Here is a 15,703-nt window from a genome sequence, read left to right as displayed (position 1 = left end):
GGAGACGCAATGACGTCGTTCGTCGACTGGCTGCAGCACGACACAGCCGGACTACTCACTCTCGCAGCGGTATCCATCGCCGTGCTGTTGATCCTCATCATCAAGCTGAAGCTCGAGCCGTTCATCGCGCTGATCGTCGTCGGCGTCGGCGTCGCGCTCATCGCTGGAGTGTCGGTGGTCGAACTGGTCGGCACCCCGACGTCGGCGGCCGACTCGATCCTGGAGAAGGGGTTCGGCGGAATCCTGGGGCACATCACCCCGATCATCGGCCTGGGCACCGTCCTCGGCGCGATGATGGAACGCTCCGGCGGTGCCGACGTCCTGACCGAACGGCTCCTGAAGTTGTTCGGGCCCAAGGGCGCTCCGCTCGCGATGGGTGTCACCGGACTCGTGCTCGGCATCCCGGTCTTCTTCGACATCGGCATCTTCATCCTCGCCCCGCTCGTGTACGTGGCGGCCAAGCGCGGCGGCAAGTCGCTGGTGATGTACGCGATGCCGATGCTCGCCGGCCTGTCCATGACGCACGCGTTCCTGCCACCGCACCCGGGCCCCGTCGCCGCGGCCGGTCTGCTGCACGTCGACATGGGCTGGATCATCATCATGGGTCTCGCGTGCGGTATCCCCGCCTGGTTCGTCAGTGGCGTCGTCTGGGGTAGCTGGATCGGCAAGCGGGTGATCATCGAGGTCCCGGACGAGTTCATCCCGGAGGAGAAGGAAGCCGACAAGAACCCGCCGCCGCTCTGGCTGATCTCGTTCATCATCCTCGTCCCGATGGTGCTGATCCTCGGTGCGACGGTCGGCAACGTGGTCCTCGAGGAAGGCTCGACCCTGCTGTCGGTCCTCATCTTCCTCGGCACACCCACGATCGCGCTGACCATCGCCGTCCTGCTGGCGTTGTACCTGCTCGGGACCCGGCGCGGAATCACGGCGCAGGAGATCGGTGCGATGTCCGCGGCGGCGTTGAAGCCGGTCGGCATGATCCTGCTGGTCGTCGGTGCCGGTGCGTTCTTCGGCGCGGTGCTGCGGGCCACCGGAGTCGGGCAGGCCCTGGCCGACTCGATGGACGCACTCGGTCTCCCGGTCATCCTGTCCGCGTACCTGATCAGCTGCGCACTCCGCATCGCCCAGGGCTCGGCGACCGTCGCCATCGTCACCACCGCAGGCGTCATCGAACCGTCGATCGCAGCCGGAAACTATTCGTCCCCGCAGATCGCCCTGATCGTGATCGCCGTGTCGGCCGGATCCATCATCGCCAGCCACGTCAACGACGGCGGATTCTGGATCGTGTCACGGTATTTCAACATGTCGGTGAAAGACACCCTGAAGACGTGGACGGTGCTCGAAACCATCCTGTCGGTGGTGGGCTTCGCGATGGCCTCGCTGATCTGGGTGCTGGTCTAGCTCCCGGAGTCCGCGTCGCGCAGCGCCCGCGCCGCACCGGCGAACGTCCGCACCTGCCGGTCGTCCCAGACATGGGCAGGCACACCACCACCCAGCAGTGTGCGGACGAGTGCGGGGTCGTCGCCGATCGGCACGTCGCTGCCCGCGATCACGATGTTGCCGTAGCGGCGGCCCTTGAGCATGGCGGGATCGGCGATGATCGTGGTGTGCGGGAACACGCTGCCGATGGTCGCCGCCTCCCGGCGCGCCAGGACGAGGTCGCGGGTGTCACCGCAATTGACCGCATAGATCCCGCCGGGCGCCAGCACCCGTCGCACGTGCCCGGTGAACTCCGTCGTCGTCAGCGGCGCCGGAGTCGTGTTCCCGGCGAACACGTCGCGCACGATCAGGTCGCGGCTGGACTCCGTCAGCGTCTCCGTGACCGCCCGCGCCTCCCCCACCCGCAGCCGCAGCAGTGGGGCCCGCGGGAGGTCGAACCATTCGCGCACCAACTCGGCGAGCTTACCGTCGAGTTCGACCACCACCTGCCGGGCGTCCGGATACCGGGCGGCGAGATGCCGGGCAAGTGAGCAGGCGCCCCCGCCGAGGTGCAGGGCCCGCACCCGCTGATCCGTCCCCCAGTGCGAAGCGACCAGCTCGGCGATCCACCGCATGTACTCGAAATCGAGGTGCGTCGGGTCCGACAGGTCGATGTGGGAACTCTCGACCCCATTCACCTTCAGCACCCAGCCGTGCGGATTGAGGTGGTCTTCCGCGAGTTCGCAGGTGCCCGTGTCGATCGGGTACACGCCGGCGACGGGACCCCCGTCGGATGTCCGGGCAGCCCGACCGCCGCGCTGCCTGCCCATCGTCCGTCTTCCCTACTGCTCGCGCCGTCCGCTCGCGTCTGCTGCGAGAATCGTCCTCCCACGATACCGGGACGAGACACGGGTGACCTACCGTGGTGACGCGCACGAGAAGGGAAGACGATGGAACCTCAGGAAGTCGACTTCGCGCACACCGAAGGCGCTGCGAAGCGACGTCGCGAGAAGGCGATGGGACTCGCGCGGTATGTGTGGGATCGCGGAATCAGCGGTCAGGAACTCCTCGACCTCACCGACGGCACGCTGCGGAAACTCGCCCGGGCGGCCGGGTCGAACCCGCCGAGCACCATGGAGACGTGGCTGACCGTGGTCGAGTTGCTCGACCAGAAATCGGCGTGGGCGGAGCGCCACCCCGACCATCCCGCCGCCACCCCGGCGCACCGCGACGAGAAGATCATGTGGGTGAAGCCGCCGATCGTCCCCTGGACCTCCTGACCCGTGAGTACTTGTTAACCGCCCGCGGTTAACAAGTACTCACGGGCGGAGCATGAGGATGCGGTCGTCGCCCTCCCCCGGATCGCCGCGCCCGTCACGGTTACTGGTGCTGAACCAGACGGCACCGTCCGGTGTCGCGACGACGGTACGCAGTCGCCCGTACTCTCCGTCGAACAGCGACTGCGGTTCGCCGAGCGCGCCGTCACCGGCCACGGGGATCCGCCACAGTCGTTCGCCGCGCAGCGCCGCGACCCACAGCGCGCCGTCCTGGAACGCGAGCCCGGACGGGGACGCCTCGCCGGTGGACCATTGGACCACCGGATCGACGAAGCCCGCCTCGCCCGACCGCCCCTCGACCTCCGGCCATCCGTAGTTGCCGCCGGGTTCGATGAGGTTCACCTCGTCCCAGGTGTTCGCCCCGAATTCGGTGGCCCACAACCGGTCGGCGTCGTCCCACGCGAGGCCCTGCACGTTGCGGTGCCCGAGCGACCAGACCGGTGAACCGGGGGTGGGGTTGTCGGCCGGGATCGACCCGTCGGGGTTGATCCGCAGAATCTTGCCGCCGAGTGAGGACGGGTCCTGGGCGCGTGGCCGGTCACCGGCTTCACCGGTGGAGACGTACAGGTTGCCGTCCGGCCCGAATGCGATCCGGCCGCCGTCGTGGATCGATCCGGCGGGGATGCCCGTCAGGATCGGGGCCGGCTCGCCGAGGCTGCGGCCGTCGAACCGCAGGGCGACCACCCGATTGTCGTCGTCGGTGGTCAGGTACGCGTAAATCATCTGATCCGTTGCGTAGGCCGGTGAGACGGCCAGGCCCAGCAGTCCCGATTCGCCCCGCGCCGCCACACCGGGCACTTCGCCGATCACGGTCGTGTCGCCGTTCGCCTGCAGGTGCCGGATCGCGCCGCTGTCCCGTTCCGCGATCAGTGCCGTCCCGTCCGGCAGGAGCGCGATCCCCCACGGCACGTCGAGGTCGGCGGCGATCACCGTGGGCTCGCTGCCTGCCGGCGCGGCGACCGCGGTACTCGTCGACGGCTGCGCGGAAGTCCCCTCGGACTGGCAAGCCGCGCACGTAACGGCCACCAGCAACGCCGTGGCCGAGAAAAGTCGCCGTCCCATGGGTGTCCTCCCGTCACGCGACCGCACCCTGTCCATCCTCCCCCAGGTGAGTGGCAAAGTATCCTCGACCACGCATCGCCACTCACATGAGGAGGTGACGGCGGGTGATCATTCCGCAGAAGATCGCGCAGGGGGTGGCGGACGGCACCGTCACGGTCGCCTTCCGCCGCTGGGCCGCTCCGCGGGTGCTCGAGGCTCGGAGTTCCACACCGTCTCGGGGATGGTCCGGATCAGCTCGATCACGACTCCGACAACCGGGGCTGACGCACAGCCTCGACGTCGGGTACCGGATCGCGCCGCGCGGCGCCGCCTACCTCGCGGCAACACCCGACGACCTCTGATCGGTCATTCGCCGCGCTTAGACTGTGCTCCGTGGCCACTGCGGGCGATCTGAATCTGGAGCGGTACTTCGAACGGATCGGGTACGACGGCGACCGATCCGCGACGACGGCGACGCTGAACCAGCTTGCCGCACATCACGCCCGGTCGATCCCGTTCGAGAACCTCGACCCGTTCCTCGGCACACCGAACCGGCTCGACCTGCCGTCACTGCAACAGAAATTGGTCGAATCCCGAAGGGGCGGTTACTGCTTCGAGCAGAATCTCCTGCTGCGCGCTGTCCTGGTCGAGCTCGGATTCGACGTGACGCCGCTCGCCGCGCGGGTTCTGTGGGGATCTCCGATCGATGCGGTCACTCCGCGCTCGCACATGCTGTTGCTCGTCGACGTGGCCGGCGAGCGGCGGCTCATCGACGTCGGGTTCGGCGGCATGACGCTCAACACCACGCTGCGCCTCGAACTGGACACCATGCAGGACACGCCGCTGGAACCGTTCCGGCTGGTCGACGTCGCGGGCGACTACGCGATGCAGGCACTCGTCGGTGACGAGTGGCGGACCATCTACCGGTTCGACCTCACCAGGCAGTTCCCCGTCGACTACGAGGCCCCCAACTGGTACCTGTCGACCTGGCCCGGATCGCATTTCGTGACCGGACTGATGGCGGCGCGAGCGACGGAAGACCGCCGCTACGCCCTGGCCGGTACGCGACTGACGGTGCACCACCTCGGCGGGACGTCCGAGCGGCGCGACCTGGCGACCGTCGACGAACTGCGGGACAGCCTCGAATCCGATTTTCTCATCGACACGAGCGGACTGGCCACACTGGACGCGGCGTTCAGCCGGCTCCGGCACGCCTAGCCGCCCGGTAGCATGACGGCGTGTGCGAAACAGGTGGCTGCTGAGGTGGCCGAGCAGCCGGCGTCGGGGGAACGGTATTTCCTCGAGTCCCTGGACCGTGGCCTGACCGTTCTCGAATGCTTCGACGAGCAGCACCGGGAACGCACGCTGAGTGAGGTGGCGCAGGCTGTCGGGATCACCCGGTCCACGGCGCGCCGCATTCTGCTCACCCTGGTGGACAAGGGTTTTCTGCGTCTCGACGGACGCAGCTTCTCGCTCACCCCCCGGGTGCTGCGGTTCGGCTTCTCGTACCTAGCCGCGCTGCGACTGCCGCAGGTCGCCGACCCGCACATCGAGGCTCTCGCGAAGGAACTGGGCGAGACCATCTCCGTCACCATCCTCGACGGTCCCGACGTGGTGTACGTGGCGCGGGTCCGCTCGCCGAGGATCATTCGCATCTCGATCACGGTGGGCATGCGGTTCCCCGCGTACGCGACGTCCACGGGACGGGTTCTGCTGGCCGGGCTTTCGGCCGACGCGCTCGACGACTACCTGAAGGCCACCGAATTCCAGTCCTTCACACCCCACACGATCTCCGACGTCGAGCAACTGCGCGCCGAGGTTCGGAAGGTCGCCGCCGACGGCTGGTCGATGTCGGAGAACGAGCTCGAGATCGGCATCCGCGGCGCGGCCGTTCCCATCCGGGATAGGACGGGCGCCGTGGTCGCCGCCCTCAACTCCTCGCTGCAGGGCACGCAGTACACGCGGGACGACGTCGAGGTGTCGGTGGTGCCGAAACTCGTTGCGACCGCGGAGCGGATCGGTTCCGACCTGTCCCTCGGCTGACCGCCATGTTCAGTGCGCGTTCGCGAGCTTCGCGGGTGTCGCGGCGTCCGACGCGTCGGTACTCGCATCGGGCTGCAGTCGCCACGCGATCAGGGCGCTGACGATGCAGCCGCCGGCGAGGTACACGGCCACGAGGTGCCAGGACCCGCCGCTGGCGGTGACCAGCGCTGCCGCGATGAACGGGGTGAAGCCGCCGCCGATCGCGCTGGCCACCTGGTATCCGACGCCCGCGCCGCTGTACCGGTACTCGGCCCCGAACATCTCCGTGAACAGCGGCTGCTGCACGCTGACGACCATGTCGTGCGAGATGTTGACGAGGAGCACGGCGAGGATGACGGTGCCGATCATCGACCCGTTCTCGAGGAAGATGAAGAACGGGAACGCGCACACCGCGCCGATCAGGGCGCCGAGGATGTAGACGCGTCGCCGGCCGTGCTTGTCGGACAGCCACGCGAACAGCGGGATGGTGCCGATACCCACGGCACCGACGAGCAGGCCGACGTTGAGCATGAAGTTGCGCTCCATCCCTAGTTCCTGGGTGGAGTAGCTCAACGCGAACGTGGTCACGATGTACATCGAGAACAGTTCGGCGAAACGCAGACCGATGATCTGGAGGAATGCCTTCGGGTGGTTGCGCAATGCCTCGACGAGCGGAATCCGCTTCTTGTCCTGCGCGGTCTGCTCCTCCTCTACCTTCTCCACCTTCTCGACGAATTCGGGGCTCTCCTGCACGCCGGCGCGGATCCACAGACCGATACCGACCAGGACGACGCTGGCGACGAACGGAACCCGCCACCCCCACTGACTGAACGCGTCCTCGGTGGTCAGGTTGCTCATGAGCATGACGAATCCGGTGGCGAGGATGAGCCCCACCGAGTAGCCGACCTGCACTCCGCTGCTGTAGAACGCCTTCTTCTTCGGCGGCGCGCTCTCGACGGCCATCAGCGCGGCCCCGCCCCACTCGCCGCCGACGGCGAAGCCCTGGATGGCGCGGAGGGTCACGAGCAGGACCGGTGCCCACCAGCCGATCGACCCGAACGACGGCAGCAGCCCGATCAGGGCGGTGCTCGTGCCCATGATCAGCACGGTGAGGATCAGCATCCGCTTGCGTCCGATGCGGTCGCCGTAGTGGCCGAACACGACGCCGCCGAGCGGCCGGAACAGGAATCCGACGCCGAACGTCGCGAACGCGGCGAGCGTCCCGATCGCCGGGCTGACGTTCGGGAAGAACTCCGAGTTGAAGACCAGTGCCGCGACCAACCCGTAGAGCAGGAAGTCGTACCAGTCGATGACCGCGCCGACGAAACTGCTCAGCGCTGCTCTTCGCGCCTGCTTCTCGGCTGCCGGGGTGAAGGCGTGATCGCTCATTCCGATGTCCCGTCTACGTTTGTGCCGGACAAGCCCCGTTCGTATACCGAACGCATGTCCGCTGGTCGAATAATGTGACGGTAGCCATAGCGTTTCCGCGTTGTCAAGAAGACGCAGATGCGTGGTACTGCCGTTTCGTCTATCTCGCCGGCCCGAAATTCACCGAATCGGCGGTTCCAGAGCCCCCACGACTCGTACACACTTTTCCGAATCAGCGACGCACATCACACCCGGAGTAGCGCCGAAGGGATTTCTCCATGTCAGGAACCACCGATCCGCAGCTTCAGCACACACTGAAGAAGCGGCACCTCTCGATGATCGCTATCGCGGGGGTGATCGGCGCAGGCCTCTTCGTGGGCTCCGGGGTCGCGATCCGCGAGACGGGCCCCGGCGTACTCGTCGCCTACGCGCTCGCAGGAATCGTCGTCATCCTCGTGATGCGCATGCTCGGCGAAATGTCGACCGCCAACCCCGAGACAGGATCGTTCTCGGCGTACGCCGACCGCGCGATCGGCCGCTGGGCCGGCTTCAGCATCGGCTGGCTCTACGCGTGGTTCTGGATCATCGTCCTCGGCATCGAGGCGACGGCCGGTGCCGTCATCATGAACCGCTGGATCCCCGACGTCCCGCAGTGGAGTTGGGCACTGATCCTGATGGTGTTGCTGACGCTGACGAACATCGCGTCCGTGAAGTCGTTCGGCGAGTTCGAGTTCTGGTTCGCGTCGATCAAGGTCGCGGCCATCGTCATCTTCCTGGTGCTCGGCGTCCTCGCGATCTGCGGAGCCCTGCCCGGCGTCGAAGCGCCCGGGCTCACCAACCTCACCGGCCACGGCGGGTTCTTCCCCAACGGGGCAGGTGCCGTGTTCGCGGCGGTCCTCGTGGTCGTGTTCTCGTTCTTCGGCGCCGAGATCGCCACCATCGCCGCCGGTGAATCCGCCAACCCCGTGGCGGCAGTGCGCAACGCCGTGCGTTCCGTCGTGTGGCGCATCCTCATCTTCTACATCGGCTCCATCGCCGTCGTCGTGACGCTGCTCCCCTGGGACGACGCCTCCGTCGCGCTGAGCCCGTACGTCGCCGTCATGGACTCGTTCGGCATCCCGGCGGCGGGCAACATCATGGACGTCGTCGTGCTCACGTCCGTGCTGTCCTGCCTGAACTCCGGCCTGTACACGGCGAGCCGCATGATCTTCTCGCTCTCCCGCCGCGGCGACGCGCCGGCCTCGTTGTCGAAGATCGGATCGTCAGGCGTTCCCCGCCAGGCCGTCCTCGTCTCGACGGTCGTGGGGTTCCTGACCGTGGGCCTGAACTACCTGTACCCGGACACCGTGTTCCTGTTCCTCGTCAACTCCTCGGGCGCGATCGCCCTGTTCGTATGGCTGGCGATCTCGGTGTCGCAGCTGCGCATGCGGCGCAGCCTCGAGGCAGAGGGCAAGGATCTGTCGCTGAAGATGTGGCTGTTCCCGTACCTGACGTGGTGCACCATCGCCGCCATCATCGCGCTCTGCGTCGGCATGCTCGTGCTGCCGGAGACCAGGAGCCAGATGTACGTCTCGATGGGACTCGCCGTGGCCGTGGTCGGAATCGGGATCTACCGCCAGCGCACGCGCGGGACCACCGACGAGACGCCGGATCCCTCGACCTCCGGCGAAGAGGTCGACGCACTCCGCCCATGAGCTCGGATCGGCCCGGCAGTTCGCATATCGAACAGTAGTGCGCTCTCGGAACTCGGCGTACAGTCCCGCCGAGGAAAGGCCGGACCCACCGGCCCGAGGAAGGACCGAAGCTCATGAAGTGGGCGATTCTGGGTGCGAGCAACGTCGCCGCCACACGCGTACTCCCCGCGTTGCGGGAGTGCGGGCAGACCGCGGCAGTCGTGCTCAGCGGCGACGCGGCGCGCGCCGAGGACTACCGGAGGACCCACGACATCGAGTCCGCCACCGGTGACCTGCGCGACGCGGTGGGCGGGGACGTCCAGGCCGCCTACATCTCCTCGACCAACGACAAGCACTTCGACCACGCCATGGCCGCGATCGACGCCGGTCTGCACGTGCTGTGCGAGAAGCCGCTCTCCTTCGACGTCACTCAGGCGCAGAAGATGGTCGACGCGGCTGCGGCCGCGGGGGTGGTCTTCGCGACGAACCATCATCTCCGCACCCATCCCGTTCATCGCGCGGCGCGAAAGTTGCTGGCGGAGGGTGCGATCGGCGACCTCCTGTCGGTGCGCGTCAGCAACGCCATTCTGCTGCGCCAGGCCCTGCGTGGGTGGCGCCTCGACGGCGTCGGCGGCGGGGTCGTCCTCGACCTCGCGGTGCACGACATCGACACGCTCCGCTTCGTCACCGGGATGGAACCCACCACGGTGACGGCGGTCGGCGTGCGCCAGGGACTCAGCGAGGGTCCGGCGGACGCCGTGATGACCAGCGGCGTGCTCGGCACGTCCACCCTGTTCTCGCTCCACGACGCGTACACGGTCCCGCGCGCCGTCACCGGATTCGAGATCCACGGAACGTCCGGCACTCTCGTCGCAGGCGATTGCATGCGCCCCGATCCCACCGGAACGCTGCGGATCGTCGCGGACGGCCAGGACACGACCGTCCCGCTCGAAACCGTCGACAACCTGTACGCACCAGGGATCCGGGCGTTCGTCGACGCCGTCCGCGGGGACGGTGAACCCGTGGCGACCGGACACGACGGACTGCGTTCGGTGACCGCCGCACTGGCGGTCCTGCAGTCTATCGACGAGGGCCGGGCGGTGCGCCTCTGAGGAGAGACCGCTACAAGATCAGCCCGCTGGGGCGACGCCGCAGCGGTGACTGTTCCTGCACCGGCATCGAATTCGGCGGGACAGGGTAGGGCGCACCGGCGTTGAGCGTCCCCGCGGCCACGTTCGGCCCGCACTGCGCGATCGCCGCCTGCAGGCGTGGCCCGGGGTCGGTCATCGCGGGAACGCCGGCGTTCGGTGCCGACGAGAAGTCGAACACGGACGTCATGTCGCCGACGGCGCCGCGGCGCCACTCGGTGAGATTGGGGACGGGCACACCGAACCGCTTCTCCAGCAACCGGAGCTGCGACGTGTGGTCGAACGTGTCGGACGCGACGAGGCCGCCGCGACTGTACGGCGAGACGATCAGCGACGGAACCCGGAAACCGAGACCGATCGGACCCGGATTGTTCTCGCTCTCCGACACCGTGTTCAGCGGAACCGTCAGATATTCACCCGGGGTGCCCGGCGGCGGTGTGGGCGGGGTGACGTGGTCGAAGAAGCCGCCGTTCTCGTCGTAACTGATGATCAGCGCCGTCTTCTCCCAGATCGCCGGGTTCGACGTGAGGATGTCGAGTACCTCGACGATCCCAACCGCGCCCGCGGCCGGGGGCAGCGCCGGATGCTCGCACGTGAAGATGTTGGGCACGATCCAGGACACCGCGGGCAGCGTGCCGTTCGCGACGTCGGCCCGGAAGTCGTTCGGGTACGTCGGATCGAGACCGCGGCGAGCGAGTTCCGAATTCGGGTCGCTGTACTGCGTGAAGCAGCCGAGCATCCCGTCGAGCGCGACACTCGACACGGGGCCGAGGTCCTTGTTGGCGTACACCTTCCAGCTGACGCCGGCCTCCTGCAGGTTCTCCGGATAGGTGCGCCAGGAGTAGACGAACCTGGGGATCACCGTCGGCGTCTCGACCAGCGGCCCGCCGGCCAGCCCGTCCGGGTCGATCGTGCCCGTCATCCAGTACAGCCGGTTCGGGTCCGTCGGTCCGAGTACCGAGCAGAAGTAGTGGTCGCAGATGGTGAAGGCGTCGGCGAGGTCGTAGTGCACCGGGATGTCGGCGCGCGTGTAGTAGCCCATCGTCGCGGGACCGTTCAGCGGCCCCTCGTGCGCGATGTGCACCGGCATCCACCGGTCCATCGCGCCGCCGTTCCACGCGTCGTGCTGCGGACCCCACGAATGGGTGGGGTCGTTGATGCATTCGCCGTCGAGGTGCGTGCCCTGCGTGGTGTCGAGCCGGAACGGGTTGAGAAACCCGGTCGGGGTCGGACCGGCACCCGGCGTCCAGCCGTACTGCTGCCACGCCGGTGACGGGTCGTCGAAGCCGCGCACCCCCGACAGCGTGCCGTAGTAGTGGTCGAACGAGCGGTTCTCCTGCATGAGGTAGACGAAGTGCTCGATGTCGTTCAACGACCCGCTACCGCCCGGGTCCTGCGCGTAGGCGCGGTCGATCACCGGGCCCGCCCACGAACTGAGGAAGGCGGCGCCACCGGCCGCAGCGGCGGAGGCGAGGAACTTGCGTCGTGAGATGTCCGATGCCGGGGTCACGGATCGTGACGGTAGTCGCTGCGGACGCTGCCCGCCCGGCGAATGCGCAGGTTGCTCTACTGCGGGCCGACGGGCACGTCACCTTCCAGCGTGATGCGGTGCATGACACGGTGCTGGGTGCCGTAGTCGCGGTTGGCGTAGTGCGCGGTGCTGCGGTTGTCCCACAGGACGAGGTCGCCGAGGCGCCAGCGGTGCCGCACGATGTGCTCGGGTTTGGTCAGGTGTGCGTAGAGGAAGTCGAGGATTCCCCGGCTCTCCGCCTCGGACACTCCGGCGATGTGGGACGTGAAGCCCGGGTTCACGAAGATGCCCTTGCGTCCCGTCTCCGGGTGCACCCGCACGACGGGATGCTCGACAGGCACGAGCGCGGTGACTTCCTCACCGTCCCAGACGTTTCCCTTGCCGCCACGCTTCTGCGCGAGGTAGTACCCGAACTCGCGGTTGCCGTCGTGCACCGCGGTCAGCTGATCGATCATCTGCCGGACCGGCAGCGACAGCGACTCGTACGCGAGTTGGCTGTCGGCCCAGTTGGTGTCGCCGCCGTGCGGCGGGAGGACGACGGGACGGAGGATCGACCCCAGTGGCGGTCGCTTCATGAACGTCACGTCCGTGTGCCACACGTCGGCGAAACCGTTGTCCTGGCTGTCGAGGGCGTACACCTCCTGCGCGACGTCGCCGCTGTCGTGGACGGGGTGCCCCGCGGTGAGCCGGCCGAGACGGCGACCGAACTCGATGTGGCTCGCGTCGCCGAGTGACTGACCGCGCAGGACCAGCACCTTGTGTTCGGTCAACGCCGAACGGATCGCGGCCACCTCGTCGTCGGTGGCGGACGCGACGTCCAGGCCGATGATCTCGGCGCCGAAGTGGGGGCCGAACTTGTCGAGCGTCAGCGACGGTGTTCTGGTTTCGAATGCAGTGCTCATGATGTCTTTCCGCGAGGGTGATGGTGCCTGGAGACGGGCGTACCGGCCCGGACCTGCGAACGCGGAGAATGCGTGAGGAATGACCGGATGCCGGAGGCTACCGAGGAGTGGACAGCACGCGGTACGCGCGCCGGACCATCAGCAACAACAGATGTTGGCGCACGTACGGCACAGGTCGACGGTGAGGCGTCGCACCAGGTGAGTCGTATGCACGACGCAATTCCTACCGGATGGGAGGGAAATGAGCAAGCTCGGGGCAATCGTCGGCGATCAGCTCCAGCGCGCCTGGCCGCCGTCGAGCGGGATGGTGGCACCGGACAGGTACCCGGCGTCGGGGCCGACGAGGAAGACGACGGCACGTCCGATGTCCTGCTCGCAATCACCGATCCGGCCGAGCGGGATCGACTTCACGAACTCGGCGGCCTCCTCGGGATTGTTCTCCGTCCACCATTTCAGGCCCGGGGACAGTGCGTGCGGCGCAATCGCGTTGACGCGGATTCCGTCGGGTCCCCATTCGCTGGCCGCGGTCCGGGTCAGCGAGCGCATCGCCTCCTTGGTGGCCGCGTAGAGCCCGTAGCCGCTGGTGTCCCACCGCACCGCCGAGGAGCTGACGAGGTTGATGATCGAGCCGCCGCCACGCGCCTTGAGGTGCGGGTAGCACAGCTGCATGAGGAACAGGGTGGCCACTGGGCCGACGGCCATGGCGCGGTCGAGAAGTTTCGGAGTGATGTCGAGGAGCGGTCCGAGTGCGCTCGCGTTGGCGTTGTTGACGAGGATGTCGATGCCACCGAACGCATCCACGACGCGGTCGACCATCGGGCCGAGCTGATCGCGTTTGCTGACGTCGCAGACGATCGGCTCGGCGACGCCGCCGAAGTCGGCGATGGCGGCGCACGTGTCGACGAGTTTCGACTCCGTTCGCCCGACCACCGCGATCCGGGCGCCCTCCTTGGCCAGCGCGAACGCCATGCCGGCGCCGACGCCCTGACCGGCGCCGGTGATCAGTGCGACCTTGCCGTCCAGTGTCCCCATCACGAGTCTCCTTTGCCGGGTTCCGTGTCGGCTGCCCACCGGTTGGACGTCAGCCGGAAGCTGGGAATGTCGGCCAGCGACATCACCGCCTCGTAGGTCCGCTCGTATCCGGTGTGGGCGATCCGCCATCGGCCGTCGGGTCCGCGGACGTAGCGGTCGGAGTAGAACGCCGCCCCGCGCAGCACCATGTCGTGTTCCGGGATCAGCACGGTGTCCGACAGATACCAGCGTCCGGTCGCCGTGTCGCCGTCGACGTCGATCTCCGGGTGACCGCAGTGGTGTTCGGTGATGGTCTGCGGCCCCAGATTCGACTTCATGAATTCGACGAGCGCGTCGCGCGACTCGAACGCGAGATGCTCACCATAGTTCGCCGTTGCGTCGGGAAGGAGCGTGTCGGCGAACTCGTCCCAGCATTTCGTGTCCAGGGCGCGCAGATACGCGTACTTGAGCCTGCTGATCGCGGCGACGGCCTCGAGATCCACGGAATTCACCCTTCGTCCGCCCCCAAAACTGACACCTGTTCTACCACGGATCGTCAGGTGGGGGGCGGACTCGGGGATTACCGGCCGACGCTGCCCGCATCGGTCATCGGCTGACGCTGCCCGCGTCGACCGGCAGGGCGACGGACGTGATGTACCGCGCCTCGTCCGAGGCCAGGAACAGCGCGGCGTTGGCCACGTCGACCGGCTCGATCCACGGAATCGACAGCATGTTCATCGTCACGGCCGCCGCCGCGAACTCTTCGCGGGTGGGGTGCTCGAGGTCGGGCCGGAACGCCCGCCGCACCATGTTGTTCTGGATCATGTCCGTGTCCACGTTCGTGGGATGCACGCTGTTCACCCGCACCCGGTGCGGCGCGAGCTCCTTGGCCAGCGACCGCATCAGGCCCACCACCCCGTGCTTGGCCGCGGTGTAGTGGGCGACGCCGACGAGCCCGCGCAGACCGGCGATGGAACTCGTCAGGATCATCGACCCGCCGCCCCGCTCGATCAGGTGCGGCGCCGCCGCCTTGCACGTCTGCCACACCCCCGTCAGATTGACGTCGAGCATCGTCTGCCACGTCTCGGCGTCGAGGTCCAGCGCGGCACCCGAGGACGTGATGCCTGCCGTGGCGCACACGAAGTCCAGCCCGCCCAGCTCGCCGGCCGCCGCAGTGACCGCCTCGGCGAGCACCGCGCCGTCACGCACGTCCACCTGCGCGGTCACGATCCGGCGGCCGGTGTCCCGGACCAGTTTCGCGGTCTCCTCGAGGTCCTCCGGACTCGCCGGTGGCGTCACCACCGTGCCGACCGGGCCACACAGGTCGACGGCCACGACGTCCGCGCCCTCCTGTGCGAACCGCAACGCCTGCGCCCGGCCGATCCCGCGTGCGGCACCGGTGACCAGGACGACTCTTCCGTTCACTCGACCTGTCATCTCTACACCTTCTGGGTCAGTCCGGCGTCGACCACGAGTTGTGTGCCGGTGATGTATCGCGATTCGTCCGAGGCCAGGAACAGCAGCGCATTGCTGACGTCCCGCGAGTCCAGCCACGGGACGGGCAGCATGTGGTTCGCCGCGAGGACGGGGACGACGTCGTCCCGGGTCGGATTCTCGAGGTCCGGCCGCAGCCGTGCCATCGTCTCCGGGTTCAGGGTCATACGGGTACCGACGGCGCCGGGGTGCAGCACGTTCACCCGGATGAACTGCGGTCCGAGTTCGTTGGCGAGGGTCCGGGCCAACCCGACCACGGCGGTCTTGGACGCCGAATAGTGGGCGGCCCCGGCCACCGACTTGATACCGGCGGTCGAACTGACGATCACGACGGAACCGCCGCCGTCCCGCATCGCCGGGACCGCGGCCTTCGCCGTGTTCCACACACCGGTGAGGTTGACGTCGAGCGATCGGTGCCAGACCGCGTCGTCAATCGTCCACGCCGGGCCGGGGTTGTCGCAGACACCCGCGTTCGCGACGACGACGTCGAGGGGTCCCAGTTCCGCGACTCCGGCGTCGACGGCTGCCCGCAACGCCGACGGGTCACGCACATCGGCGTGGGCGACGACCGCGCGCCGGCCGAGTTCGCCGACCAGCCTTCCGGTTTCGGCGAGATCCGCCTCGGCCGACGGCAGATCGACGACGACGACGTCGGCGCCCTCCTCCGCGAGCCGGACCGCGTGACTGCGTCCCATGCCGTTCCCGGCACCGGTGATGAAGGCGACCTTGCCTGCCATCCGTGACATCGGTTGTCCTC

Annotated in this window: 16 protein-coding genes; 7 read left to right on the top strand and 9 right to left on the bottom strand. The window is 67.9% G+C overall.

All coding sequences use genetic code 11. The features are described 5' to 3' along the window. Window positions 1–9: 9 nt before the first annotated feature. A complete protein-coding gene (locus QM841_RS23470; RefSeq protein ID WP_009475153.1) occupies window positions 10–1,401 on the top strand; it encodes a GntP family permease in 1,392 nt (463 codons plus the stop codon). Here the strand turns inward: QM841_RS23470 and QM841_RS23465 are convergent. After that, entirely contained in the window at window positions 1,398–2,249 is an 852-nt protein-coding gene (locus QM841_RS23465; protein WP_283333758.1) for a spermidine synthase, read from the bottom strand. The genes QM841_RS23470 and QM841_RS23465 overlap by 4 nt on opposite strands. A 120-nt stretch (window positions 2,250–2,369) precedes the next feature. On the opposite strand from QM841_RS23465, the gene QM841_RS23460 reads away from it, so the two are divergent. After that, window positions 2,370–2,699 carry a hypothetical protein gene (locus tag QM841_RS23460; RefSeq protein ID WP_283333757.1) on the top strand — a complete coding sequence of 110 codons (330 nt, stop codon included), beginning with the start codon at window positions 2,370–2,372 and terminating at the stop codon, window positions 2,697–2,699. Between the two features lie 39 nt (window positions 2,700–2,738). Here the strand turns inward: QM841_RS23460 and QM841_RS23455 are convergent, their stop codons facing one another. After that, window positions 2,739–3,818, bottom strand: a complete 1,080-nt coding sequence (locus QM841_RS23455; protein WP_283333756.1) for a PQQ-dependent sugar dehydrogenase — start codon at window positions 3,816–3,818, stop codon at window positions 2,739–2,741. Between the two features lie 104 nt (window positions 3,819–3,922). On the opposite strand from QM841_RS23455, the gene QM841_RS23450 reads away from it, so the two are divergent. The 3 genes from QM841_RS23450 to QM841_RS23440 are packed head-to-tail and all read left to right on the top strand — an operon-like array spanning window position 3,923 to window position 5,840. Next, entirely contained in the window at window positions 3,923–4,159 is a 237-nt protein-coding gene (locus tag QM841_RS23450) for a hypothetical protein (RefSeq protein WP_283333754.1), read from the top strand. Window positions 4,160–4,190: 31 nt separating this feature from the next. Beyond that, complete coding sequence (locus QM841_RS23445; protein ID WP_283333753.1) at window positions 4,191–5,015, top strand: arylamine N-acetyltransferase family protein; 825 nt, start codon at window positions 4,191–4,193, stop codon at window positions 5,013–5,015. Between the two features lie 45 nt (window positions 5,016–5,060). Beyond that, window positions 5,061–5,840, top strand: coding sequence for an IclR family transcriptional regulator domain-containing protein (locus QM841_RS23440; protein WP_280780538.1), 780 nt, complete (start codon window positions 5,061–5,063; stop codon window positions 5,838–5,840). A 9-nt stretch (window positions 5,841–5,849) separates the two neighbouring features. Here the strand turns inward: QM841_RS23440 and shiA are convergent, their stop codons facing one another. Next, window positions 5,850–7,208: a shikimate transporter gene (gene shiA, locus QM841_RS23435; protein WP_283333752.1), complete on the bottom strand. Its 1,359-nt coding sequence runs from the start codon at window positions 7,206–7,208 to the stop codon at window positions 5,850–5,852. Between the two features lie 257 nt (window positions 7,209–7,465). Here shiA and QM841_RS23430 point away from each other — a divergent pair, with 257 nt between their 5' ends. Together QM841_RS23430 and QM841_RS23425 are read left to right on the top strand one after the other, a co-directional pair. Then, window positions 7,466–8,881: an amino acid permease gene (locus QM841_RS23430; RefSeq protein WP_283333751.1), complete on the top strand. Its 1,416-nt coding sequence runs from the start codon at window positions 7,466–7,468 to the stop codon at window positions 8,879–8,881. 113 nt (window positions 8,882–8,994) lie between these two features. Beyond that, window positions 8,995–9,972, top strand: a complete 978-nt coding sequence (locus tag QM841_RS23425; RefSeq protein ID WP_283333750.1) for a Gfo/Idh/MocA family protein — start codon at window positions 8,995–8,997, stop codon at window positions 9,970–9,972. 10 nt (window positions 9,973–9,982) lie between these two features. Here the strand turns inward: QM841_RS23425 and QM841_RS23420 are convergent, their stop codons facing one another. From QM841_RS23420 to QM841_RS23395, 6 genes are all read right to left on the bottom strand, one after another. Further along, window positions 9,983–11,518, bottom strand: coding sequence for a phospholipase C (locus QM841_RS23420; protein ID WP_283333749.1), 1,536 nt, complete (start codon window positions 11,516–11,518; stop codon window positions 9,983–9,985). A 56-nt stretch (window positions 11,519–11,574) separates the two neighbouring features. Next, window positions 11,575–12,441 (bottom strand): TauD/TfdA dioxygenase family protein, encoded by an 867-nt coding sequence (locus QM841_RS23415; RefSeq protein ID WP_009475163.1) that lies wholly within the window; start codon window positions 12,439–12,441, stop codon window positions 11,575–11,577. A gap of 270 nt (window positions 12,442–12,711) precedes the next feature. Further along, window positions 12,712–13,473 carry an SDR family NAD(P)-dependent oxidoreductase gene (locus QM841_RS23410; protein ID WP_005258951.1) on the bottom strand — a complete coding sequence of 254 codons (762 nt, stop codon included), beginning with the start codon at window positions 13,471–13,473 and terminating at the stop codon, window positions 12,712–12,714. After that, window positions 13,473–13,955, bottom strand: coding sequence for a nuclear transport factor 2 family protein (locus QM841_RS23405; RefSeq protein WP_283333939.1), 483 nt, complete (start codon window positions 13,953–13,955; stop codon window positions 13,473–13,475). Before QM841_RS23405 ends, QM841_RS23410 begins: the two co-directional genes overlap by 1 nt. Before the next feature lie 103 nt (window positions 13,956–14,058). After that, window positions 14,059–14,889, bottom strand: a complete 831-nt coding sequence (locus QM841_RS23400; RefSeq protein ID WP_283333747.1) for a mycofactocin-coupled SDR family oxidoreductase — start codon at window positions 14,887–14,889, stop codon at window positions 14,059–14,061. A 2-nt stretch (window positions 14,890–14,891) separates the two neighbouring features. After that, entirely contained in the window at window positions 14,892–15,692 is an 801-nt protein-coding gene (locus QM841_RS23395) for a mycofactocin-coupled SDR family oxidoreductase (protein ID WP_283333746.1), read from the bottom strand. Window positions 15,693–15,703: the final 11 nt, after the last annotated feature.

The sequence above is a fragment of the Rhodococcus sp. IEGM 1307 genome, assembly GCF_030056915.1.
GTDB lineage: Bacteria > Actinomycetota > Actinomycetes > Mycobacteriales > Mycobacteriaceae > Rhodococcus_F > Rhodococcus_F opacus_D.
The sequence above is the reverse complement of the archived record's forward strand: the minus strand, read 5'-3'. Positions and strand labels throughout refer to the sequence as shown.